Origin of the sequence: Campylobacter sp. CS_NA3 (assembly GCF_027797495.1) — a bacterium.
GTDB lineage: Bacteria > Campylobacterota > Campylobacteria > Campylobacterales > Campylobacteraceae > Campylobacter_B.
The window spans coordinates 948904-974648 of record NZ_CP115609.1 but is presented as its reverse complement, the minus strand read 5'-3'; the positions used below and the strand labels follow the sequence as shown (position 1 = coordinate 974648).

The window sequence follows — 25745 nt, the reverse complement described above, 5'->3', positions numbered from 1 at the left end:
TTTGATAAATTCAAAAGAAGAAATCTATAAAAACTATACACAAAGTATAGTTTTTATAGATTTAGAAGTTGATTCTAAAACAAAAGAAGTTTATGAAATCGCAATAAAATATGGCGATAATGCTGTCAAAAAACATATTCGACAAGAAAAAGAGATTAAAATTCGCGATATTATTGAATATCTTAAATATATCAAGGAAGCGAATTTTGTCTGCGGACATAATTTTAAGGATTTTGACGAGAAATTTTTTCAAAAAGAAATATTGTCAAATACACCAATCATAGACACTTTTTACCTATCAATGTTATTGGCTCCGACAAAGTGTTCTCATAAATTAACAAAAGATTATAAAATCGACAAAAATACAATAAATGATCCATTAAAAGACAATGAAAATACTAAAATGTTATTTATTATGTTAAATGATATTTTTTTAGATTTAGATATACGATTATGCGAGATTTTTCTATTTTTATTGTCCGAAAATGAATATTTTGAAGGCTATTTCGATTTTTTAAAAGGTTTTAAAAAAGTAAATAAAAGAACTTTTATTGATTATGAAATTTTTAAGTTCTTACAAGACAGATATAAAATCACATTAAATAAAGATGATTTTTGTAAATTGTGGCACAAATTTGGTAATGATACACTTGCGTTTTGTATTGCATTTTTGGAATTCAGAGATGAAAAATTCAAAAATGATGAATTTAAAAATAACAATTCAGTTTTATCACCTGCAATTTTATATAATTTTCCAAATACGCCAAAATTTCTTAAAAAACTTCTTTGGAATGAGAACAAACAAATAGAACAAATTGATAAATTTTCAAACGATGTTTTTGGTTTTGCACCAAATAGGGAATTTAAAGGATATGCAAGAGATTGCAGTGAGATTGCCGTATATCAAACAGGATTTAGACAAGATTATGAAATTAACACATTGTCAAATTCATTATTTGCAGGTAGAATTTCACAAAAAGAGATTGTTCAAGCTACGCTAAAAGGAGATTCTTTTATCGCTGTTTTGCCGACAGGTGGAGGTAAAACACTTACTTTTCAGCTTCCTGCACTTATGAAATCAAAAATTTATAAACCACTTACGATTGTTGTTTCGCCTTTACAGGCTCTTATGAAAAACCATGTAGAAACTTTTAAAGGTGATAATTTTGTTGTAAGGGCGATTAGTGGCTATTTAAGTATGCCAGAGCGTTTAGATATTATCCAAATGGTAAAAGACGGAAGGGTTGACATTTTGTATCTTTCGCCAGAAGCCTTGCGTTCAAATTCTGTTTTTAAAGCTATTTCATACAGATATATTGATAGATTTGTGATTGATGAAGCACACTGTTTTTCGGCTTGGGGACATGATTTTAGGCATGATTACTTTTATATAGCAAAAGTTATTAAAAAATTACAAGAAAATCATCTAAAACAAAAAGAGCCTTTTCAGGATAAAATTGCTGTTTCGTGTTTTACAGCAACTGCAAAACCGAGTGTAATACAAGACATAGAGCGTTATTTTTTTAATAATTTAGATATAAAATTATCCGAATTTATATCATCATCAGATAGACAAAATTTAGTATATTCGGCAATAAAAGTTAGCAATAAAGATGAAAAATATGAAAAGTTGGTTGAGAATTTGTGTGAAATAAATGCTAATGATAAAATACCGACTATTATTTATTTGCCACAAAGTGCTAATGGTTGTAAAGAGTTGTCTAAAAAACTAAGAGAAGATGAACGCATGAAGTTGCTTGGATTAAATATAGAGCCTTTTTATTCAAAACTTGACGAAGATATAGAAAACAAAGAACGCATAGGACTTAATAAATCAGAAATTTTACAAGGTTTTATAGAAGATAAAATTGATATAGTTATTGCTACAACAGCATTTGGGATGGGGATTGATAAACCAAATATCGGTGCTGTGATTCACTACGAACAATCAGATTCGATAGAAGCCTATTTGCAAGAATCTGGTCGTGGTGCAAGAAGCGAGAATAAAATAGCTCAGTGTATAATATTACACCTTGATGACGAATTTGATGATAAGGCATTTCCGACTATCGAAAACAGTAGGCTTGAATATAAGAAAATTTTAGATATGTTAAGATTTTTGCAAAAAGAAATCAAAAAGATTAAAAATCGCACAAAAGAACTTAATGTAACCGCAAAAACTTTGGCTCAAAACGCACACATTGATACAGAAAATAGTTATTTTGAATATGAAATTCTTGTAAAAACGGCACTTTTGGAGTTAGAAAAACATAATTTTATTAGTCGCGAAAGCGATAATATTCAAATCTTTGCTTCTGCAATAGAAAAAGATACGCAAATAGTCTATGAAACAATGAAGAATATAGAGAATAAAATTCGATTTGTAGCATTTGAGATAATGAAAAAATTTATTGGAGTAAGTAAGATAGGAGCAGTTAGCCTTGATACTTTACAAGACGATTTGGGCTTTGATTACCAAGAGATAGAAGATGGAGTTAAAGAATTAAAAAAATTAAATTTATTACGAACAGATGAGAGTGATTTGGCATTATGGTTGGATAATGATGTTTCAAGCCAAATGAAAGAATTATTAGAATTTGAGAATAGAATTTTATATAATTTAGAGAATAATTTAGACAATATGCCATTAAAATTAACTGAACTTTGTAATAGCGATGATTTAGAAATTATACAAAAAACAAAAAGAATTTTAAAAAGTTGGATACAGCTTGCAAAGATTACAGATACGAAATTTAGTGTAAATTTTAGAACAAAAAAACAAAAAAATGGCGAAGAACAATTTTATTTTTGCTATATAAAAATAGATAATTTTGATGAATTTAAGAAAGAATTGTTGCAAAGGCAACAAATTTGTGATGAAATTTTAAAATTTACAGAAGTTAGTAGGCAAGAGAATGAAAATTTTACACAAAGTATATCAGAAGTCGTAGATGATGAATATGACGGATTTATTCAAAACGAAACCAATGCAATAAATGAAAAAATTTCATCTATTAAAAATGGCGAAATAGTAATCGATACAACAGCACTTAAAAATAAACTCAAAAATAAATTTCCTATTTTGACCAAACGAAATTCTAATGACAAAGTATTAGAATTAGATCATACTATGGTATTTTTACATGAAAATTTAGATAAATTTAAAATTCGTCGTTCGCGTTTGATTTACCACAGAACTTTAAAAATAATAATGAAAAATCGGCAAGGTGAAGATAGAAAATATAATAGAGAAAAATATTCTGAAAGTTTGGAAAAGTATTATAAACACAAAATCGAAGCATTACATATTTTGCGTAAATTTATATTGATGTTAGAAAACAAAGACCCAAAAGTAAAAGAATTTGTGGCAGATTATTTTTCATTAAAATATGACGGAAAAAATGGATTTAAAGAAAAATATAAAATAAAAAAATATTCTACAATACCACTTAGTAAAGAACGACAAGATAAAATAAAGGATGAGTTAAACGAAGAACAAAAAAAGATTTTTAATAATAAAAAATCAAAAGCTATTTTAGTTATAGCGGGTCCCGGAAGTGGAAAAACTAAAACATTAACACATAAAATAGCTTCTTTGGTAACTATTGAAAATAAACGAAGTGATGAATTTTTAATGCTAACTCATTCAAATGCTGCTGTTAGTGTATTTAAAGAACGCTTGAAAAATCTCATAGGAAAACGCTCTTATAATATGAAAATTATGACCTTTCATGCGTATGCTCGTGAATTTTTAGATGAATTTATAGAAGTTGATAATCAGATAAACAAAGCCATAGAAAAAATAAAAAATTTAGAAACAATAAACGCAAGTGTGCTTGTTTTAGATGAATTTCAAGATGTGAGCGATGAAATGATTAAGTTTATTAAAATTATCTATTCAAAAATGCCAGAAAAAGATAGAAAAATTATTGCGGTTGGAGATGATGACCAATGTATAAACGATTTTGATGAACGGGGCAGGGCTGATTTAGAAAATTTTAATAAATTTAAAAAAGAATTTGGCGATGAAAATTTTAAAGAGTATTTTTTAAATACAAATTATAGAAGCAAACAAAAAATAGTGAAAATAGCAAATGAATTTGCTAAAAAATTTAATAATCGTCAAAAAAACAGCGACTTAAAAGGTTTTTCAAACGATAGTGGTAAAGCTATTTTAATAAAATGCAAACAAGACAATTATTTAGGGGATTTATTAAATAAAATTAACAAACAAAATAAAGATAATGTTAGAGAAAAAATAGCTATTTTGGCTTATACAAATGAAGAATGTGCGATGATTTATAATGCTTTAAAAAATTATGGAATTCATGCAAGATTGCAAACAAAAAGCGATATTTCGGCACTAGATTTGCAAGAAATCAGATTTTTTATAGATACTTTAGAAAAAGATGGATACAAAATAGCCAATGAAAAAACAAAAGCTAAATTTTCTAAATCGCTTGATTATAGATTGCTAGAAAATGCACTAGAAAGATTTAAAAAAGAAATACATATAAATTTTGATTATTTTGATAGCTTAGAACAAAATCAAAAACAAGAACAAATTATAAAATTTAAAAAATTTATACAAAATTTTAAAATTGATGAGTTAGAATTTGATTCAAGTAGCAAGAAAAAAGATAAAGATGAAATAATTGTTTCCACTATGCACAAATCAAAAGGAAGAGAATTTGATTGCGTTTATGTTTTGGCAACCGATTATAACAAATTTAATACCCCAAATGAATATATAAAACGGCTTATTTATGTAGCATTAACAAGGGCTAAAAATGATTTGATTATTTATGACGCATTTGGAAATTTTGCAAATTTGAGCAAAAATTTTTCAATGAAAGAAGAGATAAATGATGGTCCAAATATTCAAAAATCGTTTATAATGGGATTTGATGATATTATTATTTCAAATGATGAAGTGCAAGAGAATATCGATATGCGAAATGTAGTTTCTGGCGATACGGTTTGTATTAATGGAAAAAATATTTATATAAACAATATGAAGATTGCGACATTTTCAAGCAAAGGAAAAGATAAAATTGATAGAATTTTAGCGGCTGGTTTTAAAATTTGTTCTGCCCATGTACAACATGTTGTATTTTACATAGGTGGAATTAAATCGAACAGAGAAATAGTTGGTTTTAAGGATTATAAACAAATTCTATGCCAAATAAACTTTACAAAATAAATCCAAAACCTTAAATGCGTGTTTTATTGCCATCTTTATTTAATTATTGACAAAAGTTCGCTTTTATGCTAACATTTTTTTATGAAAGATTACAAAATTACTTTTTATAACGATAAAGTTTATGATGAAACTATGAATTTGCCTGACGGAATTTTGGCAAATTTATTGCGTATTTTTGAGCTTGTCGAAATTCACGGACCAAATTTAGGCAGACCTGATTCTGCGCCTTTGAGCCACGGCATTTTCGAATTTAGAGCCAAAGGCAAAGAAGGTATCGCAAGAAGTATGTTTGTAAGCCTAAAAGATAAAGAAGTAGTGGTCTTACACACCATAATCAAAAAATCAAACAAAATCCCTAAAAAAGATTTTGATTTGGCGTTAAAAAGAGCAAAGGAAGTGCAAAATGAGAAAAGAATTTAGCGAATTTAAAAAAGAAGCGTTAAAACGAAAAGAAGTTAAAGAGATTTACGATAGTTTGCAGGGCGAATTTGAACTAAAATCGCAACTTATAGCAATGCGAAAACAAGCAAATCTAACCCAAGAAGAGGTCGCAAGGCGTATGAATACTACAAAAAGCGTTATTTCTAGGTTAGAAAGCGTAAATTCGCATATTTCGCCGACTATTTCTACATTAAAAGCTTACGCAAAAGCCATAGGACAAACGCTAAGCATAAAATTTACTCCTGCAAGTGCGGTATAAATTTATAACCTAATATGCGTGGTTTCGTAGGCGTCTTTTATACGAAATGTTATCAAATTTTGCAAAATTCCAAACAGACAAGCAAAGGTTATAAAACTACTTCCCCCGTAGCTAAAAAAAGGCAACGGCACACCCACAACAGGCGCAAAACCGATAACCATAGCGATATTAACGCCGCCGTAAATAAATATCAAACACGCCACGCCCGTGGCAAAAACCCGCAAAAACGGATCTTCCTTGAAGTGAAAATTTAGACTTAAAAGGTGCATAATGAGTAGCATATAAAGTAGCATAAGTCCCGCAGCACCGACAAATCCGAAGCGTTCGATATGATAAGCAAAGATAAAATCGCTTGTAGAAATCGGCAAAAATTTAAAGTGCGTTTGCGTGGCTTCGTCTTTTGTTTTGCCGTAAATTCCGCCGTTTCCGATAGCGATAATGGCTTGTTTGACTTGATAAGACGGCTCTTCGCTGATAAAATCGGTAATTCGCTTTTTTTGATAATCATGTAATCCGTTATAAAGCACAGGCGAAGCGATACCGACGGCAACGACAATGCTAAGCCAAATTTTTTTATCAACCCCGACGATAAATAAAATCGCAAATCCTGTCAAAAATAAAATTAACGCAGTTCCCAAGTCAGGCTCTTTTGCGACCAAAATAAAAGGCAATAAAATGTGAAATGAAATTTTGGCAAAATCTTTGAGATTATACCCGTTTTGCGGTGGCGGAAATTTTCTGATGAGATATGCAAGCATTAAGACAAATGCAGGTTTCATAAGCTCACTTGGCTGAATCGTAAAATGCACAAACGGAATTTCAAGCCACCTTTTCGCGCCAAGTTTGCTAACGCCGAAAAATTCGACACTTATAAGCAAAAATATATTTATCCAGTAAAAAATCGGCACAAGGTATGAAAATTTGCGAAGCGGAAGCAAAAACAAAACAAAAAAAAGCACAGCGCCGACTGCAAAATAGACATATTGTTTCATCGCAAGTGTCGAATTTGCTTCGCTTATGAGAAGATGAGATAAAAAAACAATCGGCAAAATCAACAAAGGTTGAATAAAATCAAAATGTGCTAAAATGCTTTTGTCAAATTTAAACAAGAAAATCCTTTGTTTTAAGTAACGGCTTTTTCACTAGTTGCTCCATAAATTTGTTTTGTAAATGCCCAAAATTTCTATCTTGTCGCTACTCACATGAAAAGGCACTTTATAGCCTTTAAAAATCAACTCCCTTATGTTTTTATCGTTTGCTTCTGTGTTTTGTCTAAAACGAAAGGGCATAAAGGGAATTTTATCGATTTGAGCGTAAATGTCGTTATAAAATTTTTCCGCTCTTTGATAACCATCGCGACTTGCGATAAATTCGGTTATAAAAGTTAATTCAAATTCAAAGCGTTCTTTATAGACGATTTTACGCATACTTTTCTTTCAATTTTGCCAAGTGTTTGTCTGTGCGTTTCTTCATTTCATCGGCGCTCATAAATTTTAATTCACCATTTTTGAACAAACGCAAAGTTTCTTTAAAATCGGCTTCGTCTTCTTCGCTCATAGTGTGAATTTTTTTGGTTGATTTTTCTATTCGATAATTTAATTTGTGGCTTTTTAAAAACGCATTTAGGGCATTAAAAATGCTTTGGTTTCCGTCTTCGATTTGCACTGCTATTTGCATTTTTTCTCCTTTTAATTTCCAAATTTATCATAATGTCAATGTCGCAAAATGTCAAATTTGGCTGGGCTTATGGTTAAAGCGACTTTAAACTCTTTTTTATATAATTTGGCGAAATTATAACGAAAAAAGGTTTCATTTGGATAAATTTATCGCAGAAAATTCGGCTAGACTTGATGTTTTTTTAAGCGGTGTTTTGCAAATTTCGAGAAATCAAATCGTAAATTTGATAAAATCAAACGCCGTTTTTGTGAATTCAAATTTAGCAAATAAGCCGTCTTTTAAGCTAAATTTGGGGGATTTTGTGGAAATTTTTTACCCTGATACTACCGACAAAGACGGGGCAAATTCGCAAATTTGCGAATTTGAGATTGAAATTTTATACGAGGATGATGATTTGCTTGTGATTAATAAGCCTGCAAATTTGGTCGTGCATAGCGCACCAAGTGTCAAAGAGCCTACGCTTGTGGATTGGTTGAAGCAAAATTCTTACACGCTTTCGACGATTAACGGCGAAATTCGCGCCGGAATCGTTCATCGCCTTGATAAAGGCACAAGCGGAGCATTGGTGGTGGCTAAAAACAACTTCGCCCACGCAAATTTAAGCTCCCAACTTAGCGATAAATCAATGGGGCGAATTTATTTAGCGATGACGGATTTAGCCTTAAAAGATGACTGCGTGATAGAAAATTTCATCGGACGAAGTCCGTCAAATCGCCTAAAAAAGGCAGTTCTTAGCCAAAGTGCGAGTGATGCAAGATTTGCAAAAAGCGCGTTTATAAATTTGCATAGCGAAGCAGGATTTAACCTAATCGGCGCAAAACTTTTTACAGGCAGAACTCATCAAATCAGAGTTCATCTAGCAAGTCTAAATCGCCACATTTTAGGCGATACTTTATATGGATTTAAGAGCCAAAATGATAAAATTGAGCGAATTTTCTTGCACGCATATTTGCTTTATTTTAAGCACCCACGAACGGGCGAAATGCTAAAAATAACGGCAAATTTGCCAAAAGAATTTGAAAATTTGATAGCAAAATCAGCTAAAAAGGACGAAATTTATGAGAAAATTTTACCGATTAACATTGAGCGCGGCTTTGAGTTTATTTGTAGCAGGTTGCGCTAACACTAGCCCCGATACTGCGAGTGTAAATGCGAATTTACCACAAGTAACAAATGTAAAAACCATAAGCGGAACGACTGAAATCGGACTTGAATGGCCAAGCTATGCCGAATACAGCGATGTTCAAGGATTTCAAATTTTTAGAGCCGAGATGAACGGTGGCGAGATGAAACGCGTAGCAGTCGTCAAAGATAAATACTCAACTCACTTTGTCGATACAAAATTGGCACCTGAAACAACTTATAAATATGTGGTTAAAACCTACGGCGGTGGCGCAGTATCAGAGAGTGCGCCGGTAACGGTCGCAAGTACCACAAAACTAATGGATTCGGTTCCGTTTGCACAAGCGATTTATGGTTTGCCTGAACGCATAAAAATCATTTGGCGACCACACCCTGACTTGCGTGTGAAATCTTATGTCATAGAACGCAGAAGTCTAGGTAGTCAAAGTTGGAGCAAAAGAGCCGAAGTAGATGGCAGATTAAGTGCCGAATATATCGATAAAGTCGGTAGCGGACAAAGCTACGAGTATAGAATTTTTGTAAAAACCGCTAGCGGCGAACTTTCAAAACCAAGCGAAATACTTCAAGCCACAACAAAAAATTTGCCAAACGGCGTTAGCCAAGTAACGGCAAGTTCAAATTTGCCAAAACGAATTAACATTTCTTGGGTCGGCACAACGGCGGAAGATTTTAAAACTTATAGAGTTTATAGCTCACGAAATGAGTATTTGCCTTTTACGATACTTGGCGAAACTACGGCAAATAGCTATGATGATTATATCGATGATAACGGCGGAGTAAGATTTTATAAGGTAACAGCAGTAGATAAAGACGGACTTGAAAGTCCAAAAGGCGAAGCTGTAAAAGGTCAAACGCTAGATGCGCCAAATGCACCATCGCTTCAAAGCGTAACGCAAGAAGGCAAAGCCGTCCGCATAGTTTGGGAAAATTCTGATACAAGAGTTGTCAAATATCACATTGAAAAAAGTCAAATTCTAGGCATGGTGCCTGATGAAAAATTCGAAGTCACGGGCGGAAATTCGTTTAGTGATACAAATATCGAAAAAGGCAAGACTTATTATTACAAAGTTTATGGCGTCGATGAATACGGCGTAACTTCGCCGGCTTCAAATTCACTAAGCGTTGAAGTTAATTAATGCCAAATTTCATAGCAAAAAAAATCAAAGAGCTAAATTTTCCGTTTCGCATGGGCGAGACGGAATTTTTATCTTTGATAAATGGTAGAAAATTAGATTTAATCCACACAAAAAGCTTTGATAGCGAATTTTTTATCACTCTTAAACCAAGTGGTGATAAATTTATCGTAAAAGGCGAAAAGGTTAGCAAACCAGCTAAAATAGGGCATTTGCAAAAAGCTTTGCAAATTTTTAAAGATGAATTTTGCGATGAAATCGTAAGTGAATCTTTTGCTTTTAAAAACAAATCTTTGACTGAAAAGACGACAAAAATTTTAGATGAAAACGAAGTTTTAAATTTGATAAAAGCGCACAAATTTAACCGAATTTTTATCGAAATCGGCTTTGGTTCTGGCAGACATTTGCTTTTTCAAGCTAGGCAAAATAGCGATACATTGGTAATCGGCATCGAAATTTACAAACCTGCAATCGAGCAGGTCGCAAAACTAGCAATCAAAGAAAATTTGCAAAATGTCGCTTTGATAAATACCGACGCGCGAATTTTGCTAAGTATGATTGATTCGAATTTAATTGATAAAATTTTTCTTCATTTTCCCGTTCCTTGGGACGATGCGCCGCACCGAAGAGTGATTTCGCACGAATTTGCAAAAGAGTGTGTTAGAACACTCAAAATTGGTGGTAAATTCGAGCTTAGAACCGATAGTGAGCTATATTTTGAATTTGCAAAAGAAATTTTTGGCGAATTTAGCGAATTTGGCAAAAGCGAGTTTTTTAAAAATCAAAATTTGCAAATTTCAAGCAAATATGAAGATCGCTGGAAAAAAATGGATAAAGATATTTTTGATTTTATCTTTGAAAATTCGCAAATTTCGGACGATTTAAAAGAGAATTTTGTTTTGGAATTTCCAAAATTTGACAAAGATAAAATTTATAAAAATTTCACAAACGAAGCTTTTAAAGGCGATGATTTTTTTGTGCATTTTGAAGAAATTTACAAAAACGATGAGAAAATTTTTATAAGAGTTTCGCTTGGTGCTTTTGATTTGCCACAACAATGCTATTTGGTTATCGGCGAAGATTTTTCGTCATATTTTATCAAATTTCCTTTGGCAGTAAAACAAACTTATAAGGCACACAAAAAAGTTACGGAGATACTAGAAAAATGGCAATGCAGTATTTAAACGACGAAAAACCAGATATAATCACAGCTAGAAAGCTCACACTTGGTTATGAACGCGACATTGATATTATTAGTGAAGCCGATTTTAGCATAAAAGTCAATGATTTTGTCATTATAACAGGACTTAGCGGAAGCGGTAAATCGACACTTTTAAAATCATTTTACGGCGGAATTGGCATAAAAAGCGGCTATTTAAATGTTTGTTTGTGTGATTTAAAAGATATTAGCACGAGCGGGCTTCGAATTTTACGCAAACGAATCGGCATTATTTTTCAAGATTATCGTTTGATAAATGAGTGGAGTATCGAAAAAAATATAATGCTTCCGTTGATGATAATGGGGCAATCACCGCAAGTTTGCAAAAGTCAAGCAGAAAAGCTTTTAAAGCATATCGAGCTTTTGCATAAAGCCGATAAATTTCCTATGGAGCTTTCTGGCGGCGAACAGCAACGAGTGGCTATGGCAAGAGCCTTAGCACACAATCCACAACTTTTAATCTGCGACGAGCCGACAGGAAACCTTGATGATAGATCAAGCGAAATCATCTGGCGTTTGCTTCGCTCGGCAAGGGAAGCTTGGGGTGCGTGTGTGGTTGTAGTTACGCACAAAAGACCGGCTACGCTTCGTTTTGCGTATAGACATTTTGAGATAAAGGACGCAAAAGTTTATGAAATCAATTAAAACACATTTTGGCGTGATTATTTCGCTTGTTGCGCTTTTATTTTCGGTTCAGTTTGGCGTTTTTATAAATAATTTGATAAAAAGCTACGAAATTTCTATTCAAAACGAATATAACATAGTCTTAGTCGCAAAAAACGAGCTTAGTTTAGAAGCTATAAAAGAAGTAGCGCCAGAAGTCGCCAGTATCTCTCAAATCGGCACAAAAACTATAACAGATAGATTAAAAGGGCGAATTTCAAATGAAAATTTGGCAAATTTAAATAAAAATTTGCCTAAATTTTACAGTGTAAAACTCTCGTCGTTTCCGAATTCAAGGGAACTTGAAATCATCGAAGAAAAACTTAAAAATATAGGCGATTTAAACAGGGTTGAAATTTTCAAAAAAACCCATGATGATATTTTTAAAATTTTGCTTTTGTTAAAAAGTTTGGTTTATGGATTTGCCCTTTTAATCGTGCTTTTGGGGCTAATGTTGATTTATAAACAAATGCGAATTTGGGCGTATGAGCATAAATCTCGCATTGAGATTATGGATTTATTTGGCGCAAGTTTTATCATCAAAAGCGGAAAACTTTATCGCATGGCGGTCGTAGATAGCGTGATAGCGACTTTGATTGTAATAGCGTTTTATCTATTTTTGCCAAGTTGGGAGCTTTTTACAAACACCATGCAAAGCATAGCCGATCTAAATGTGGCGATAAATTTACCTTATGACGGACTTGTGCTTTTTGGCATTGCGATTGTTTTATCGCTGATTGCAGTTAGTTTGGTTATGATCGAAAGCGGAAGTAAAAAACAATGAAAAAGATTTTATTTCTAGCACTTGCCCTGAATTTGGTATTTTCAGCACCAAATACAAAAGATAAAATCGAACAAACCACGCAAAATTTGGCAAAATCACAAAAGGAAGAGAAAAAACTTAGCCAAAAAATAGATGAAATTGCAGATGAAATTTTAAAAGAACAAAATGACGCCAAAAAGCAAGACGGCGAGTTAAAAGAGCTTTCGAAGATAGTTTTAGAGCTTCAAGAAAAACACGCAAGTGAAGAAAAAGAGATAGAAAAGTTAAATTCGCAAAACGCCTTTTTGCTAAATACTCAAAGCGATTTGGAAAACAAAATCATCGATGCGATTTCAAAAGAGCTTTCTTTTGATTTGGTTAGTGATATAAATTTAACCAAAAGTAGCGATAGTATCATCGCCGATGAGGTGCTAAATTTGCTAGGCGATATAATGTCTAACGAGCTTAGCGCACTTATGAAAGATTATGAAAATAATAAAAATTTAATCGACGAACAAGATAGAAAGATACAAACTATAAAAGCCAGCATGCAAGATTACAACAAGAAAAAAGATGATTTGAGCCAAAAACGCAAACTCCAAGAGCAAAAACTAGCAAATTTGAAAAAAAACAAAGACGAATATGCTAAAAAACTTGAAAAACTTAGCAACGAACAAGACGAAATTCGCAAAGCATTAGAAGAGCTTAAAATCATAAATGATAAAGAAGAGCGAGAAAAAGCTGAAAAAGCAGAAAAAGAACGCCTAGCAAAACTAGAAAAAGAGCGAAAAAAAGCAGAAGAAAAAGCCAAAAAAGAGGGCAAAAAGGTAGAAGAAATTTTTTCTAGCGAACCTGAGCCAGTTATCGAAGATGAACGGGTGGCTAAAATCGATAAAAAGGTAAAGCAATATGGTTCTAGCTATCAAGCAAGTAGGGTTAAAAAATACACAGGTGCTAAAACTTCTGCGCCTTTAAACGGAGCTTTCGTAAAGCGAAATTTTGGAAATTATAATGATCCTGTTTATAATATTAAAATTTTTAACGAAAATATCGTGCTTGGTTCAAAAAGCTCCGATACGCAGGTAAAAAGCGTTTTGGCTGGAAAGGTTGTTTTCGCCAAAGATACCGCCGTGCTTGATAAGGTTGTGATTTTGGAGCATTCAGGCGGAATTCATACGATTTATGCGCATTTAAGCCAAATCGCACCGACCATAAAAGTAGGAAGTAACATAAAAAAGGGTTATGTTTTAGGGCGGATAAATTCGGAACTGACTTTTGAAGTTACGCAGCAGAATTATCATATAAATCCGCTTGATTTGATTACTTTGAAGTAAAAAATTCCCCATACTTGACGGATTAAGTTTTTAAATTTACATTGAATTCAGCCTAGCTTTTTTGTCATACGAACTCGGACAGACGAATTTAGTCTAGTCCTTCGTTCGCCTGACAAAAAATCGTCGGCATTTGTTATTCAAATTCGGCATTGAATTTTTCAAATCCATACTTAAATACCTTTAAATTTGCATTGAATTATTTTTTTTCGTCATTCTGAGCGTTAGCGAAGAATCTCTGTTTAAATTTGCGATTGAATTATTTTGCAAATTTTGTAAAAATCGTCGGCATACACAATTTAAATTTAAATTAAATTATTTTTGCAAATTCACTTCCATTGTCATTGCGAATGCGAAGCATGAAGCAAAATGAGCGAAGCGACGGCTCTGCCGTCATTTCTTGCGAGTAAAACGAAGCAGAGCAATCGCCAAAGCTTAAATTTACGAATTGCAAATTTAGCTTTACTTGTTTTGTAAGTATCGTATGGTGGGCATCCTTGCACGCCATAATGTTCAAAAAGCAAATTTCGATATAGCTATAATATGGATTATGAAATTATCTACTTTGCGAATTTTCAAAAAAGCTGGGCTGAGTAAATTCTAAACAAACCTTAAAGACTTTTTTGCTATTATATTAAGTTTTGTAAGGAGATTGTTATGGCTGAATATAAGCGAGTTTTGGTTAAGTTTTCAGGTGAGGCATTAGCCGGAAATAACGGCTTTGGTATCGATAATGAAATAGTTAAATTTATTGCTGGTGAGATAAAACAGCTCGTTGATAGCAAAATCGAAGTTGGTATTGTTATCGGTGGCGGAAATATAATTAGAGGCGTAAGTGCAGCACAAGGCGGTATCATAAAACGCACAAGCGGCGATCACATGGGAATGTTAGCAACCGTTATAAACGCCATTGCGATGCGTGAAGCACTCGAATATATGGGAATTGATGTTCGCGTTCAAAGTGCCATTAAAATGGAAGCTATTTGCGAAACTTTCATCATCGGCAGAGCAAAAAGACATTTGGAAAAAAACCGAGTTGTTATTTTTGCAGCAGGAACGGGAAATCCATTTTTCACAACTGATACAGCAGGAACCCTAAGAGCCGTTGAAATCGGTGCTGACGCAATTATAAAGGCAACAAAAGTAGATGGCGTTTATGATAAAGATCCGCATAAATTTGAAGACGCAAAACTTTTATCAAAAATAACTTATGATCAAGCTTTGCACGATAATATCAAGGTTATGGACGATACTGCGATTGCATTAGCAAAGGATAACTCGCTTCCGATTATAGTTTGCAATATGTTTAAAAGCGGAAATTTACACAAAATCACAAAAGAAGGCGATTTGAGTTTTTGCTCAATCGTAAAATAAGGAGAAAAATTTGAGAACAGAACAAATAGTAGCAAAAGCTTTACAAGTAACAGGCGGAGATAGATATAAACTTTCTTTGATGATTACAAAACGAGTTGAACAACTAAGCGCAGGCGAGCCGACACTTTTAAAAGATGTCGATACAAGAAAAATGAAATTCGCAGACATTGCTATAATGGAACTTGCAGAAGGTAAAATAAGCTTAGATGGAATTACTGAATCAGATAAATGAGGGTTATTTAGATAGACTCATTGAAGAGATTATCGGTATTAAAGATATAAATTCTGCAAAGGAACTTTTATATCATCTAAAAGAGCCGACGCCGATTTTGGTCGATGCGATAAATTTGTGTATCACTCAGCACGAAGGTCAGTTTAGAAAAAGCGGCGAACCTTATGCGATTCACCCGATTTTGGTCGCTTGTATAGTTTCGTTTATGGGTGGGGACGATGATATGGTGATTTCTGCGCTTCTGCACGATGTTGTTGAAGATACAGACTTTACAGCCGATCAAGTCGGAGAGAGATTTGGCGAAGAGGTCGCTAAAATCGTTGAAGGGCTAACAAAAATCGTAAATATCAGAGAAGATAAACTAGCCCCATCAAGTGATACAAATTCTAAACTTCGCACAACTGCGCTTACTTTTAGGCGAATGTTGCTTGTTTCGATTGAAGATGTTAGGGTGCTTGTTGTTAAGCTTTGTGATAGGCTTCATAATATGCTGACTTTGGACGCCCTAAGACCCGATAAACAAAAACGCATAGGCGAAGAAACGCTTCTAGTTTATGCTCCTATTGCTCACAGGCTTGGAATTTCATCTGTAAAAAATATGCTTGAAGATTTAAGCTTTAAGTATGTTATGCCTGATGAATACAAAACGATTCATGACTATGTAAGCGAACACAAACAACAACTTCAAATAAATTTAAACAAATTTAGCGAAAGAGTAAAAGAGCTTTTGCTTACAAATGGTTTTAGCGAAGATAGTTTTGAAATGCAAAAACGCCTGAAACATTACTATTCGATTTTTTTGAAAATGCAAAGAAAGGGCATTTCGATTGAAGAGGTTTTGGATTTATTGGCGATTCGAATTTTGGTTAAGAAGCCGATGGATTGTTACCTTGTTTTGGGTATTTTGCATACTAAATTTAATCCACTTATCTCGCGTTTTAAGGATTATATCGCACTTCCTAAACATAACGGCTATCAAACCATACACACAACCGTTTTTAACGATAGTATGATAATTGAAGCGCAAATTCGCACTTTTGATATGCATAATACTGCCGAATTTGGCGTGGCGGCTCACTGGAAATATAAATATAGCGGCTCGATGAATCCAAAGCTTGATTGGCTAAGCGACATTAGTATGCAAGAAGTCGATGAAACAAGCGCAGAAGATTTATACGAATATGCAAAAGATAGCCTATATGTCGAAGACATAGCAGTTTATTCGCCAAAAGGCGGAATTTTCACGCTTCCGCGTGGGGCAACGGCGTTAGACTATGCTTACGAAATTCACTCGCAAGTTGGCCTAAAAGCGACAGAAGCCTTTGTAAATCGCATAAAAGTGCCACTTTTAACCGAGCTTAAAAACGGCGATATTGTTCATATTATCACAGGAAATGAGCCACATTATCGTTGTAGTTGGTTAAATTCGGTCAAAACAGGAAAAGCAAGAGCTACAATCAAAAGTTTTTGCAAACAAAAGATAAGAGATTTAAATCACGAAGTAGCAATCAATATATTATCTGCGATATTTAGCACAAAACAAGATAAAATCATAAGTTGGTTAGAAAGTGAAAATTTAATCAAAAAAATAGCAAAAGCAGCTTACGATAGCGTATATTTAAAAGATGTTGTCAATGCGCTAAAAAAATATCCGCTTAAAGAAAAGCTCTTTAAAATTCGTGATAAATATGTCGTAGAGAAGCAAAAATTCGATAATATTGTAGTTTATTCAAATTATAAAATAAATTCGGTAGAATTCGATTATTGTTGTAATCCAAAAAGGGGAGACGATATAATTGGTTTTAGAAGTCATCATAATGTAACAGTTCATCACAAGCTGTGCGAAAGAGCGGCAAATTTGATGAAAAATGATGAGATGATTTTTGTAAAATGGACGAGAAATGCGCCACATAGATACAATGTCATCTTAAAACTTGAAAACAAACGAGGTTCGTTGGCTGAGTTTTTGACATATTTGTCTAAGTTACAGGTGGATTTGGTCTCAATTAGACTTAGCGAAAATTCAGAAACTTCGTCCGATTTCTTTGAAATTACGATAGAATTAAATGAAAGTTTAAATTCAAATTTCATAAGAGAAAAATTGCGAAATCGCTATAAAATAGTTGATTTTGTTTCACAAAACGATGTTTATAATAACTAATAAAGGAGCAAGAAATGGCTGACATAAAAGAGATTATGGAGAATTTTAAAAGAGGCGTTGCCGAAATTATCGGTGAAGAGCAAATCGAAGCTCTTATAAAAAATTATTACGATAAAAAACAAAATTATCATATTAAAATTGGGCTTGATCCAACTGCACCGGATTTGCATTTAGGGCACACTGTTGTTTTAAACAAACTTGCTTTTTTACAAAAACACGGAGCGATAGTGCAGTTTCTAATCGGTGATTTTACAGCTCAAATCGGAGATCCAAGCGGTAAGAGCGAAACTAGAAAAAAACTAGATCACGCAACTGTGCTAAAAAATGCTAAAACTTATCAAGAACAAGTTTTTAAAATTTTAGATAAAGATAGAACCGTAGTTATGTTTAACTCAGAGTGGTCAAATCGCCTTGGAGCAGCTGGCATGATAGAGCTTGCTAGCACCTACAATGTCGCTAGAATGCTAGAAAGAGATGATTTTACAAAACGATTTAGAAATGAACAACCAATTAGCATTAGTGAATTTTTGTATCCTCTTTTGCAAGGTTACGATAGTGTTTGTATGAAATCTGACATCGAATTTGGCGGAACAGATCAAAAATTTAATCTTCTTATGGGTCGCCAACTTCAACGCACTTATGGTGTCGGCAAAGAACAAGCCGTCGTTATGATGCCGCTTCTTGTTGGGACTGACGGCGTAAATAAAATGAGTAAAAGCCTAAATAACTATATTGGCGTAACCGACGAGCCAAATGATATGTATGGCAAGATTATGAGTATTAGCGATGATTTGATGTGGGATTGGTATAATCTATTAAGCAATAATTCAAACGAAGAATTGGCTCTAATCAAAAATTTTGTCGAAGACGGCACAATTCACCCAAAAGCAGCAAAAGAAGCTTTGGCAATGGAGATTGTTACTAGATTTTATAGTGAAGAAATTTCACTAAAAGCAAAAGAAGAATTTGATAAAGTGCATTCAAATAACGAGCTTCCTACCGAAATTCCTGAATTTAAAATCGGCTCTCCTGCTTGGATTGTAAAAGCGATTATGTCTTGCAAACTAGCGCCATCTAGCTCGGAAGCTAGACGCCTAATAAAATCAAATGCCGTTAGCCTAGATCAAAATAAAGTAACAGACGAGCAGCTTCAACTAAGTTCGGGCGAATATGTTTTACAAGTCGGTAAGAAAAAATTTGCAAAACTTATTGTAGAGTAAAAAGGAATAAAATGCAAAGCTTAAAAATTGGCAAGTACGAGATCAAATATCCGATATTTCAAGGCGGAATGGGTCTTGGTATTAGCTGGGATAAATTAGCAGGAAGCGTTAGCTTAAATGGTTGTCTTGGCATCGTAAGCTCCGTTGGAACGGGATATTATGAAAATAGAGCACATATCACAAAAGAGATAAATTCTAAGCCTTTTGGAAGTGATAATTTTTACTCAAAAGCAGGTCTAACAGCAGTTATCGAAAATGCTAGAAAAATTTGTGGCGATTTGCCTTTGGGTGTAAATATTATGTATGCGGCGAGTGATTATGCAAGAGTTGTCAAAGATGCTTGTGAAGCAGGGATTAACATTATCGTAAGTGGAGCAGGGCTTCCTACAAATTTGCCTGAATTTACGGCAAATTTTAAAGATGTCGCACTTGTGCCGATAGTTTCATCGGCAAAAGCGCTAAAAATCATCTGCAAACGCTGGACGCAAAGATACGATCGTTTGCCCGATGCTGTTGTTTTAGAAGGGCCATTAAGCGGCGGTCATCAAGGATTTACTTACGAGCAATGCACTGACCCAGAGTATCAACTAGAAAAACTAATTCCGCAAGTAAAAGAAGAAATCAAAGCGTGGGGCGATTTTCCGTTAATCGCAGCGGGCGGAATTTGGGATAAAGATGACATAGATAGAGCCATGAGTTTGGGCGCTGACGGCGTTCAAATGGGAACTAGATTTATCGGCACTTTTGAGTGCGACGCGGCTGATGGTTTTAAAGAAGTTATTTTAAATTCGACAAAAGAGACAATCGAGCTTTTAAAATCGCCCGTTGGTTACCCGGCTCGTGGAATTAGAACAAATTTGATAAATTTGGTTGCTAAAAAAGAAGGACCAAAAATTCAGTGCGTTAGCAACTGCGTAAGTCCGTGCGAACGGGGCAAAGGCGCAAAAGAAGTAGGGTATTGTATTGCCGATCGCTTAGCCGATGCGTATCACGGCGTCAAAGAAACGGGGCTATTTTTCACAGGCGCAAACGGCTACAAGCTAAAAGAGATAATTTCCGTTAAGGATTTGATTAAAAAATTGGTAAATGGCGAAAATAGTTAAATTTTTACTCATTTTTTTATGTGCGATTTGTTTGCACGCCGGTGAATATGATGAATTTTTTACCAAATTCGACAAAACATTTAAAAGTGCAAATTTACAAGAACAACAAAATTTGCACAATGAATTAAAAAATGTCTATCTTCGCACTTCGACAAGTTCTCAAAAAGAGTATCGCATAGATGCGCTAAAAAGGCTGATTTTTAGTTCAAAAGCGCTTGATTATAATGCAAATAGTTATGAAAGTGAGCTAAAAAGGCTCGGTGGGGAGTATGATTATCCTGCGAATTTAACCCTTACAAAAAAGGAAAATAGCACTAAAAATTCACAAAATGTTGCACTAAATTCACCAAAGAATTCTAGTAATGAGCTAGAAAAGTTAAAACCACAAAATTCAAATTCGAATTCGCAAAATTCGCAACCAACGGCGATGAATTCGCAAAATTCAAATTTAAATTCCCAACCAACGATAGCAAATTCGCAAAATCCAAAAGAGATAAAGGTAGCTAAAAAACTAGATCCAAAAACAGCAAAACTATCGCTAAATTCGGCACAAGTATCTCAAAATGAGCTAATACTTGAATTTAACAGAGAAATTGCGCCAAAAGAATTTAAAAATTTTGTTTTACAAAACAGTGAACGCTATCGCTTCGTGATTGATTTTGACGGGGTGCAAAACTCCAAAAATAAGCTTTTTAATGGAATTTTGGTTGATGAAATTAGGATTGCACAAAGAGATTTAAAAAGTGTTCGAGTGGTGTTAAGCTCAGTAGAAAAATTTAGTACAAATTTAGGTTTTGATAAAAATATTTTAACCATTAAAGTCGTTCAAAACACTCAAAAAATCGCAAATTCTGAGAAAAAAACCGACAAAGCGAATTCGCAAAACGATAGTAAAAAAACAGCTTCCGCTCCTACGCCGATTTCAAGGACGCCGAGTTCGGCAACCACGACAAGCACAAAGTATAACTCCACAAAAGGTAAAATTATCGTGATTGATCCAGGTCACGGCGGCAAAGATCCGGGCGCTCTTGGCAACGGATTAAAAGAAAAAACGATTGTTTTAAATACGGCAAAAAAGCTTGGCGAGTTGCTTAAAAAACGAGGATATAAGGTGCATTATACGCGCTCAAACGATACATTTATAAATTTAAAATCTCGCACGGCATTTGCAAACAAGAAAAATGCCGATATGTTTATTTCTATTCATACAAACGCTGCGCCAAATAAAAAACAAGCACCGAATTTTAGCGGCGTGGAAACCTTTTTTCTAAGTCCTGCTAGAAGCGAGCGTTCAAAAAATGCTGCCGCTCTTGAAAATAAGGGCGATTTAGAAGATATGAACGAATTTTCGCAAGAGACATTTTTAAATTTTTTAAATCGCGAAAAAATAATTGCTTCAAATAAACTTGCTATCGATATTCAGGGCTATATTCTTAACTCTGTGCAAAGTAAATTCAAGTCCAAAGACGGTGGCGTTAGAGAAGCGCCGTTTTGGGTTTTAGTGGGTGCGACAATGCCTGCCGTTTTAATCGAGCTTGGATATATAAGCCACCCTGATGAAGGCAAACTGCTAGGCAAAAATGAGTATCAAAACGCACTTGCAAATGGCATTGCAAACGGCGTAGATGCGTATTTTCATAAAAATAAATAGATATGATTTACAAAAATAATACGCTTTATAGCGAGAAATTTGACGATTTTTATTTTAATTCTGATAGTCCTGTTGGAGAGAGTGAGTTTGTTTTTGCTAGTGCTTTAAATGAAATTTGGGATAGCAATGACGAATTTATCGTAGCTGAAACAGGCTTTGGCATAGGGCGAAATTTTTTAACGCTTTGCAAAAAATTTGCAAAAAGTGGTAAAAAACTGCACTTTGTCAGTATCGAAAAGTATCCTTTTTCAAAATCAGAACTCAAAGAAATTTACGCCAAATTTGGCGAATTTGACGGGATTTGGCAAAGACTAGTTAAAAAATATCCACAAAATTTAATCCACGGCATAAATCGCATAAATTTTAGCAAAAATATTATTTTGGATTTGTGTGTCGGCGATGTTAGCGAGATTTTGGGTGAGCTTGAATTTGACGCTGATGTGTGGTTCTTAGACGGCTTTTCGCCTAGCAAAAACCCCGAAATGTGGAGCGATGAAATTATCCTAAAAATCGCAAATTTAAGCAAAATTGGAGCAAAAATCGCAACTTATAGTAGTGCTACAAGCGTTGCAAATGCCCTTGAAACGGCAGGTTTTAAAGTAGAAAAGGTGCAAGGCTTTGGCAAAAAACGAGAAATGATACGAGCAAAAAAAATCAAAAATGATGAATTTATAAAAAATAGCCATTTTTCTCGCCCTAAAACTTCGCTAAAATCGCCAAAAAAGACAAGCGTTTTGATTGTGGGAGCAGGTATTGCAGGACTTGTGGCGGCAACAAAACTAAAAAAACTTGGATTTCGCGTTAAAATCGCAGAAAAGCAGGGCGAAGTCGCCACAAACGGAAGTAGTAATTTCTGTGGTGTGGCTGAACCGCTCATCACAAAAGACGGCGTAAAACTGGGCGAAATGCACATCTGCGCGTTTTTACAAGCATATCAATTTTATAAAAAATTTATTCCAAAAAAACTAATCAAATTTGGTGGTGTGAAAGAATTTGCATACGATGATGAATTAGAAAATCGCTATAAAAACGCAAAAAGTAAGATTTTTGAATTTTGCCAAAAATGCGCTAAAAACGAGCCTTATGACTATATTTTTATCAAAAATGGCGCATTGGCAAGACCAAAGAAAATTTGTAAATTTTTATCAAAAAAATTTGAGATTTTATTTTCGCACGAATTTATAAATTTTACAAGAAAAAACGAAAAATATGAAGTAAAATTTTCTACACCAAAAGGCGAAAAAACCGACTTTTGCGACATTTTGATTTTTTCTTGTGGTAGCCATAGCGAAGAACTTTTTGGCAAAGGGCAAAATCCAAAAACAAATCTTAATAAATTCGTGCAAATTAGCTCCGTGCGTGGTCAGACCACGCTTTTAAAGCCGTGCGTGAAAACCAAAATTCCACTTTCGGCGCGTGGCTATATATGCCCTGCGATTAAAAATCGCCAACTCATCGGGGCGACTTACGATAGGCTTTTATACCACGATGGTCCTCGCAAGGAAGATGATTTGCGAAATTTAGAAAGTATTAGCGAATTTTTTAGCAAAAAACCAAAAATCATCGCTTCAAATGTCGGTTATCGCTCATATAGTGGCGACAGATTTCCGCTAATAGGGGCTTTTGTAAGCGAAAATGAATTTATAAGGGATTTTAAAAGTTTGCCTTGGACGAAAAATAAGCTTTCAAATTTACGCCCAAAATATCTACCGAATTTATATATCACAACAGCGCATGGTTCGCGTGGGCTAACAACGGCGATTTTAGGGGCTGAGCTTTTGTGTGATTATATTTTAAATCGTCCGCTTTGCGTGGTAAAAAGCGTGGCAAATGAGCTAAATCCAAATAGATTTTTGATACGAAAACTCAAAAAAGGGCTAGTAAAATGAGAAAAATAATTTTATGGCTGTTGGTGATTTTTGCGATTTTTGGTTTTGCCTTGTTGATTTTGGCAAATGTAAATCCAAATTTATTTCGCGAAATCAAGCTATTACTTGGCATTATAACGACGGCGATTTTTGTTATTTTGATTGTGATTTTGGCGATTTTTGAGAAAAAAGTTGTTAGATTTCCGTTTTTAAGTGCCGTTTTTGTGGCTTTGATCGCAGGATTGATTGATGGAATTTTGCTTTTTAAAAATCGCTATTATATCGGGCTTAGCGCGATTTTGTTTGTGGCTTTTGTCATTTATTTGCAAATTAAACATAAAAAATTTACAAACGATAGCGATGACGATACTGCGCCGAATTTTAAAGATGAAAATTTAGAGCAAAAAGTCGAAGAAAATGGTTAAGGTTTTTAAATTTCGCCCTAAAAAAGAGCCAAAAAATTCACAAAACGAGCAAAATTTGCAAGATGAAAATTTTAACAATATCTCAAATTCGCAAAATTCGGGCGGAATTTTTAAATTTATCACCATTTTTTGGATTGTTTGTTTAGTTTTAAATTTGCTAAATTTGACAAACGAACTTAAATTTCAAAGCCAAATTTCTGCCGTTTTGTGGTTTTTATTTTCATTTATCTTAATAATTTCAATTTACAAATTTGCATTTTTTGGTGCAAATTTAGCAAGATTTCTTATGGTTTTTGTTGCATTTTGTGGCGGATTTTTCGCAAGTGCGTTGTATTTTGGCACTATCGCCGAAAACGCCTTTGAGTTTGGGGGAATTTGCGCGTTGATGGCTTTATTTTTCTCATTTGGCTTTGCCGTGATAGTTTGATTGAAGTTAAAATCAACTTAGCTTTTAATTCCCCATACCGAACGGATTAAAGTGCAAATTTAGGCAATTTCTGCACTCATTACCAAACACAGGTAACTTCGTTTGAAATTTCCTAAATTTGCACTTTACTACGCCCACTCTGTCTTGAATATTTTGTTGGTAAATTAAGGCAAATTGGCTCAATTTCTCGCAATCGCCAGTATTTAAATTTCTAAAACAATCAATCAAAACATTTACGAAGTAAATTTTTTTAAAAAATCTGTAAAACTTACCTAATTTTTTTGATTTTACTTTTCGAAATTTTTAAAATTTTTGACGGAATTTTTTCGCTAAATTTATCATCGACGACAATGTCTGCGATATTTTTTGCAACTTCAAGGTCAAAATTTTTGCCGTGCAGGTTTGCAGAAGTCGAATACATAAATCCAAATTCATCAAGGAATTTTGAGTGTTCGCAGTCTTTTACGACACGCACGGCAAGGGAATTTGGATACAAAATCGTAGTTTTTTTAGCTCTTCTTACCAAATTTTTATGCGAATTTGGGACTCGCACAAAATTTTTTAACTCACTAAATTTACTTAGCGTTATTACGCACGGCGTATCAACAGCTCTTCCTTTTGCCTTGTTAAGTTCGGTAAAATCCTTGCTTAAAAATCCAGCGGTAGTATCTGTTTGAGCTAAAAAAATCATCTTAAAAAGCCTGAATTTTGGCGTAAATTTGTTTAAATTCACGCCAAATTTGCAAATTTATTTGTAGTTTTTAATCGCTTTTTTTAGGATTTCTTCTGCTTTTTTCGCATCAGCATAATCCTTAACTTTCACCCATTTACCCGGCTCCAACGCTTTGTAAGTTTCAAAGAAATTTTTGATTCTATCAAGGGTGATTTTTGGCAAATCGCTTAGAGATTTGATATTTTCATATCTAGGGTCGATTTTGCTAATCGGCACAGCTAGGAGTTTTTCGTCCATTCCGCTCTCATCTTCCATAACCAAAACGCCGATTAAGCGGCATGGGATAACTGAACCTGCTTGAAGTGGGTATTCATTTAGTACCAAAATGTCTGCTGGATCGCCATCATCTGCTAGTGTATTTGGCACAAAGCCGTAGTTTGCAGGGTAAAACATCGCCGAATACATCACGCGATCGACACACACTGCACCGCTTTCTTTGTCGATTTCATATTTTATGTTTGAGCCGTAAGGGATTTCGATTACAGCGTTGATTTTATCAGGGTTTAAACCTGCTTTGATTTTACTAATATCCATTTTTTGTCCTTTTTATTAAATTTGTAAATTTACCACGCATTTATGGAAAATCCCGTGAAAACTCCACCGCCGCCGTTACTGGCACTTGCATTAACTGATTTTTTCGCTTCGCAACCGCTGAAAAAAATCAAAACGGCAAAAACGGCGAGAAATTTAAAAATAGTTTTCACAGAAATTTCCTAAAT

At 34.1% G+C, this 25745-nt stretch carries 25 protein-coding genes; 18 read left to right on the top strand and 7 right to left on the bottom strand.

The window, feature by feature from the left end:
* Position 1 precedes the first annotated feature (1 nt).
* The 3 genes from PF026_RS04860 to PF026_RS04850 all read left to right on the top strand — a co-directional run bounded on the left by PF026_RS04860 (position 2) and on the right by PF026_RS04850 (position 5903).
* Positions 2–5203, top strand: coding sequence for a DEAD/DEAH box helicase (locus tag PF026_RS04860; RefSeq protein ID WP_270864015.1), 5202 nt, complete (start codon positions 2–4; stop codon positions 5201–5203).
* Between the two features lie 81 nt (positions 5204–5284).
* Entirely contained in the window at positions 5285–5623 is a 339-nt protein-coding gene (locus PF026_RS04855; protein WP_270864014.1) for a type II toxin-antitoxin system RelE/ParE family toxin, read from the top strand.
* Positions 5607–5903 (top strand): helix-turn-helix domain-containing protein, encoded by a 297-nt coding sequence (locus tag PF026_RS04850; protein ID WP_270864013.1) that lies wholly within the window; start codon positions 5607–5609, stop codon positions 5901–5903. The genes PF026_RS04855 and PF026_RS04850 overlap by 17 nt, the downstream gene beginning before the upstream one ends.
* 2 nt (positions 5904–5905) lie before the next feature.
* Here the strand turns inward: PF026_RS04850 and PF026_RS04845 are convergent, their stop codons facing one another.
* From PF026_RS04845 to PF026_RS04835, 3 genes are read right to left on the bottom strand one after another with little or no spacing between them, the layout of a single operon-like run.
* Positions 5906–7012 (bottom strand): FtsW/RodA/SpoVE family cell cycle protein, encoded by a 1107-nt coding sequence (locus PF026_RS04845; protein ID WP_270864012.1) that lies wholly within the window; start codon positions 7010–7012, stop codon positions 5906–5908.
* A 33-nt stretch (positions 7013–7045) separates the two neighbouring features.
* Positions 7046–7330 carry a type II toxin-antitoxin system RelE/ParE family toxin gene (locus tag PF026_RS04840; RefSeq protein WP_270864011.1) on the bottom strand — a complete coding sequence of 95 codons (285 nt, stop codon included), beginning with the start codon at positions 7328–7330 and terminating at the stop codon, positions 7046–7048.
* Complete coding sequence (locus PF026_RS04835) at positions 7323–7580, bottom strand: hypothetical protein (RefSeq protein ID WP_270864010.1); 258 nt, start codon at positions 7578–7580, stop codon at positions 7323–7325. The genes PF026_RS04840 and PF026_RS04835 overlap by 8 nt, the downstream gene beginning before the upstream one ends.
* Before the next feature lie 136 nt (positions 7581–7716).
* Here PF026_RS04835 and PF026_RS04830 point away from each other — a divergent pair, with 136 nt between their 5' ends.
* Genes PF026_RS04830 through PF026_RS04805 form a run of 6 tightly spaced genes read left to right on the top strand, consistent with a single transcriptional unit; the run spans position 7717 to position 13835 of the window.
* Complete coding sequence (locus PF026_RS04830; RefSeq protein ID WP_270864009.1) at positions 7717–8703, top strand: RluA family pseudouridine synthase; 987 nt, start codon at positions 7717–7719, stop codon at positions 8701–8703.
* Positions 8639–9859, top strand: coding sequence for a hypothetical protein (locus tag PF026_RS04825; protein ID WP_270864008.1), 1221 nt, complete (start codon positions 8639–8641; stop codon positions 9857–9859). Before PF026_RS04830 ends, PF026_RS04825 begins: the two co-directional genes overlap by 65 nt.
* Positions 9859–11040, top strand: coding sequence for a tRNA (guanosine(46)-N7)-methyltransferase TrmB (gene trmB / locus PF026_RS04820; RefSeq protein ID WP_270864007.1), 1182 nt, complete (start codon positions 9859–9861; stop codon positions 11038–11040). Before PF026_RS04825 ends, trmB begins: the two co-directional genes overlap by 1 nt.
* Complete coding sequence (locus tag PF026_RS04815) at positions 11028–11720, top strand: cell division ATP-binding protein FtsE (protein WP_270864006.1); 693 nt, start codon at positions 11028–11030, stop codon at positions 11718–11720. Before trmB ends, PF026_RS04815 begins: the two co-directional genes overlap by 13 nt.
* Entirely contained in the window at positions 11707–12522 is an 816-nt protein-coding gene (locus PF026_RS04810) for an FtsX-like permease family protein (RefSeq protein WP_270864005.1), read from the top strand. The genes PF026_RS04815 and PF026_RS04810 overlap by 14 nt, the downstream gene beginning before the upstream one ends.
* The gene (locus PF026_RS04805; RefSeq protein ID WP_270864004.1) at positions 12519–13835 is read left to right on the top strand and encodes a murein hydrolase activator EnvC family protein; all 1317 of its coding nucleotides are present in this window, start codon (positions 12519–12521) and stop codon (positions 13833–13835) included. The genes PF026_RS04810 and PF026_RS04805 overlap by 4 nt, the downstream gene beginning before the upstream one ends.
* A gap of 307 nt (positions 13836–14142) precedes the next feature.
* On the opposite strand, the gene PF026_RS04800 is transcribed toward PF026_RS04805, so the two are convergent.
* A complete protein-coding gene (locus tag PF026_RS04800; RefSeq protein ID WP_270864003.1) occupies positions 14143–14340 on the bottom strand; it encodes a hypothetical protein in 198 nt (65 codons plus the stop codon).
* 149 nt (positions 14341–14489) lie between these two features.
* Here PF026_RS04800 and pyrH point away from each other — a divergent pair, with 149 nt between their 5' ends.
* The 9 genes from pyrH to PF026_RS04755 are packed head-to-tail and all read left to right on the top strand — an operon-like array spanning position 14490 to position 24293.
* Positions 14490–15206 carry a UMP kinase gene (gene pyrH / locus PF026_RS04795; RefSeq protein WP_270864002.1) on the top strand — a complete coding sequence of 239 codons (717 nt, stop codon included), beginning with the start codon at positions 14490–14492 and terminating at the stop codon, positions 15204–15206.
* Between the two features lie 10 nt (positions 15207–15216).
* Positions 15217–15438, top strand: coding sequence for a DNA-directed RNA polymerase subunit omega (locus PF026_RS04790; protein ID WP_270860759.1), 222 nt, complete (start codon positions 15217–15219; stop codon positions 15436–15438).
* Entirely contained in the window at positions 15413–17599 is a 2187-nt protein-coding gene (locus PF026_RS04785; protein ID WP_270864001.1) for a RelA/SpoT family protein, read from the top strand. The genes PF026_RS04790 and PF026_RS04785 overlap by 26 nt, the downstream gene beginning before the upstream one ends.
* 14 nt (positions 17600–17613) lie before the next feature.
* The gene (gene tyrS / locus PF026_RS04780) at positions 17614–18819 is read left to right on the top strand and encodes a tyrosine--tRNA ligase (RefSeq protein WP_270864000.1); all 1206 of its coding nucleotides are present in this window, start codon (positions 17614–17616) and stop codon (positions 18817–18819) included.
* Between the two features lie 11 nt (positions 18820–18830).
* Positions 18831–19922, top strand: coding sequence for a nitronate monooxygenase (locus PF026_RS04775; protein ID WP_270863999.1), 1092 nt, complete (start codon positions 18831–18833; stop codon positions 19920–19922).
* Positions 19906–21573 carry an N-acetylmuramoyl-L-alanine amidase gene (locus PF026_RS04770; protein WP_270863998.1) on the top strand — a complete coding sequence of 556 codons (1668 nt, stop codon included), beginning with the start codon at positions 19906–19908 and terminating at the stop codon, positions 21571–21573. The genes PF026_RS04775 and PF026_RS04770 overlap by 17 nt, the downstream gene beginning before the upstream one ends.
* A gap of 2 nt (positions 21574–21575) precedes the next feature.
* The gene (gene mnmC, locus PF026_RS04765; RefSeq protein WP_270863997.1) at positions 21576–23462 is read left to right on the top strand and encodes a bifunctional tRNA (5-methylaminomethyl-2-thiouridine)(34)-methyltransferase MnmD/FAD-dependent 5-carboxymethylaminomethyl-2-thiouridine(34) oxidoreductase MnmC; all 1887 of its coding nucleotides are present in this window, start codon (positions 21576–21578) and stop codon (positions 23460–23462) included.
* Complete coding sequence (locus PF026_RS04760; RefSeq protein ID WP_270863996.1) at positions 23459–23866, top strand: hypothetical protein; 408 nt, start codon at positions 23459–23461, stop codon at positions 23864–23866. Before mnmC ends, PF026_RS04760 begins: the two co-directional genes overlap by 4 nt.
* Positions 23859–24293 carry a hypothetical protein gene (locus PF026_RS04755; RefSeq protein ID WP_270863995.1) on the top strand — a complete coding sequence of 145 codons (435 nt, stop codon included), beginning with the start codon at positions 23859–23861 and terminating at the stop codon, positions 24291–24293. Before PF026_RS04760 ends, PF026_RS04755 begins: the two co-directional genes overlap by 8 nt.
* 268 nt (positions 24294–24561) lie before the next feature.
* On the opposite strand, the gene PF026_RS04750 is transcribed toward PF026_RS04755, so the two are convergent.
* The 3 genes from PF026_RS04750 to PF026_RS04740 are packed head-to-tail and all read right to left on the bottom strand — an operon-like array spanning position 24562 to position 25730.
* Positions 24562–24984: a Sua5/YciO/YrdC/YwlC family protein gene (locus tag PF026_RS04750; RefSeq protein ID WP_270863994.1), complete on the bottom strand. Its 423-nt coding sequence runs from the start codon at positions 24982–24984 to the stop codon at positions 24562–24564.
* 57 nt (positions 24985–25041) lie between these two features.
* The gene (gene ppa, locus PF026_RS04745; RefSeq protein ID WP_270863993.1) at positions 25042–25560 is read right to left on the bottom strand and encodes an inorganic diphosphatase; all 519 of its coding nucleotides are present in this window, start codon (positions 25558–25560) and stop codon (positions 25042–25044) included.
* Positions 25561–25589: 29 nt separating this feature from the next.
* On the bottom strand, positions 25590–25730 hold the full coding sequence (locus tag PF026_RS04740) for a hypothetical protein (RefSeq protein ID WP_270863992.1): 141 nt from the start codon (positions 25728–25730) through the stop codon (positions 25590–25592).
* Positions 25731–25745: the final 15 nt, after the last annotated feature.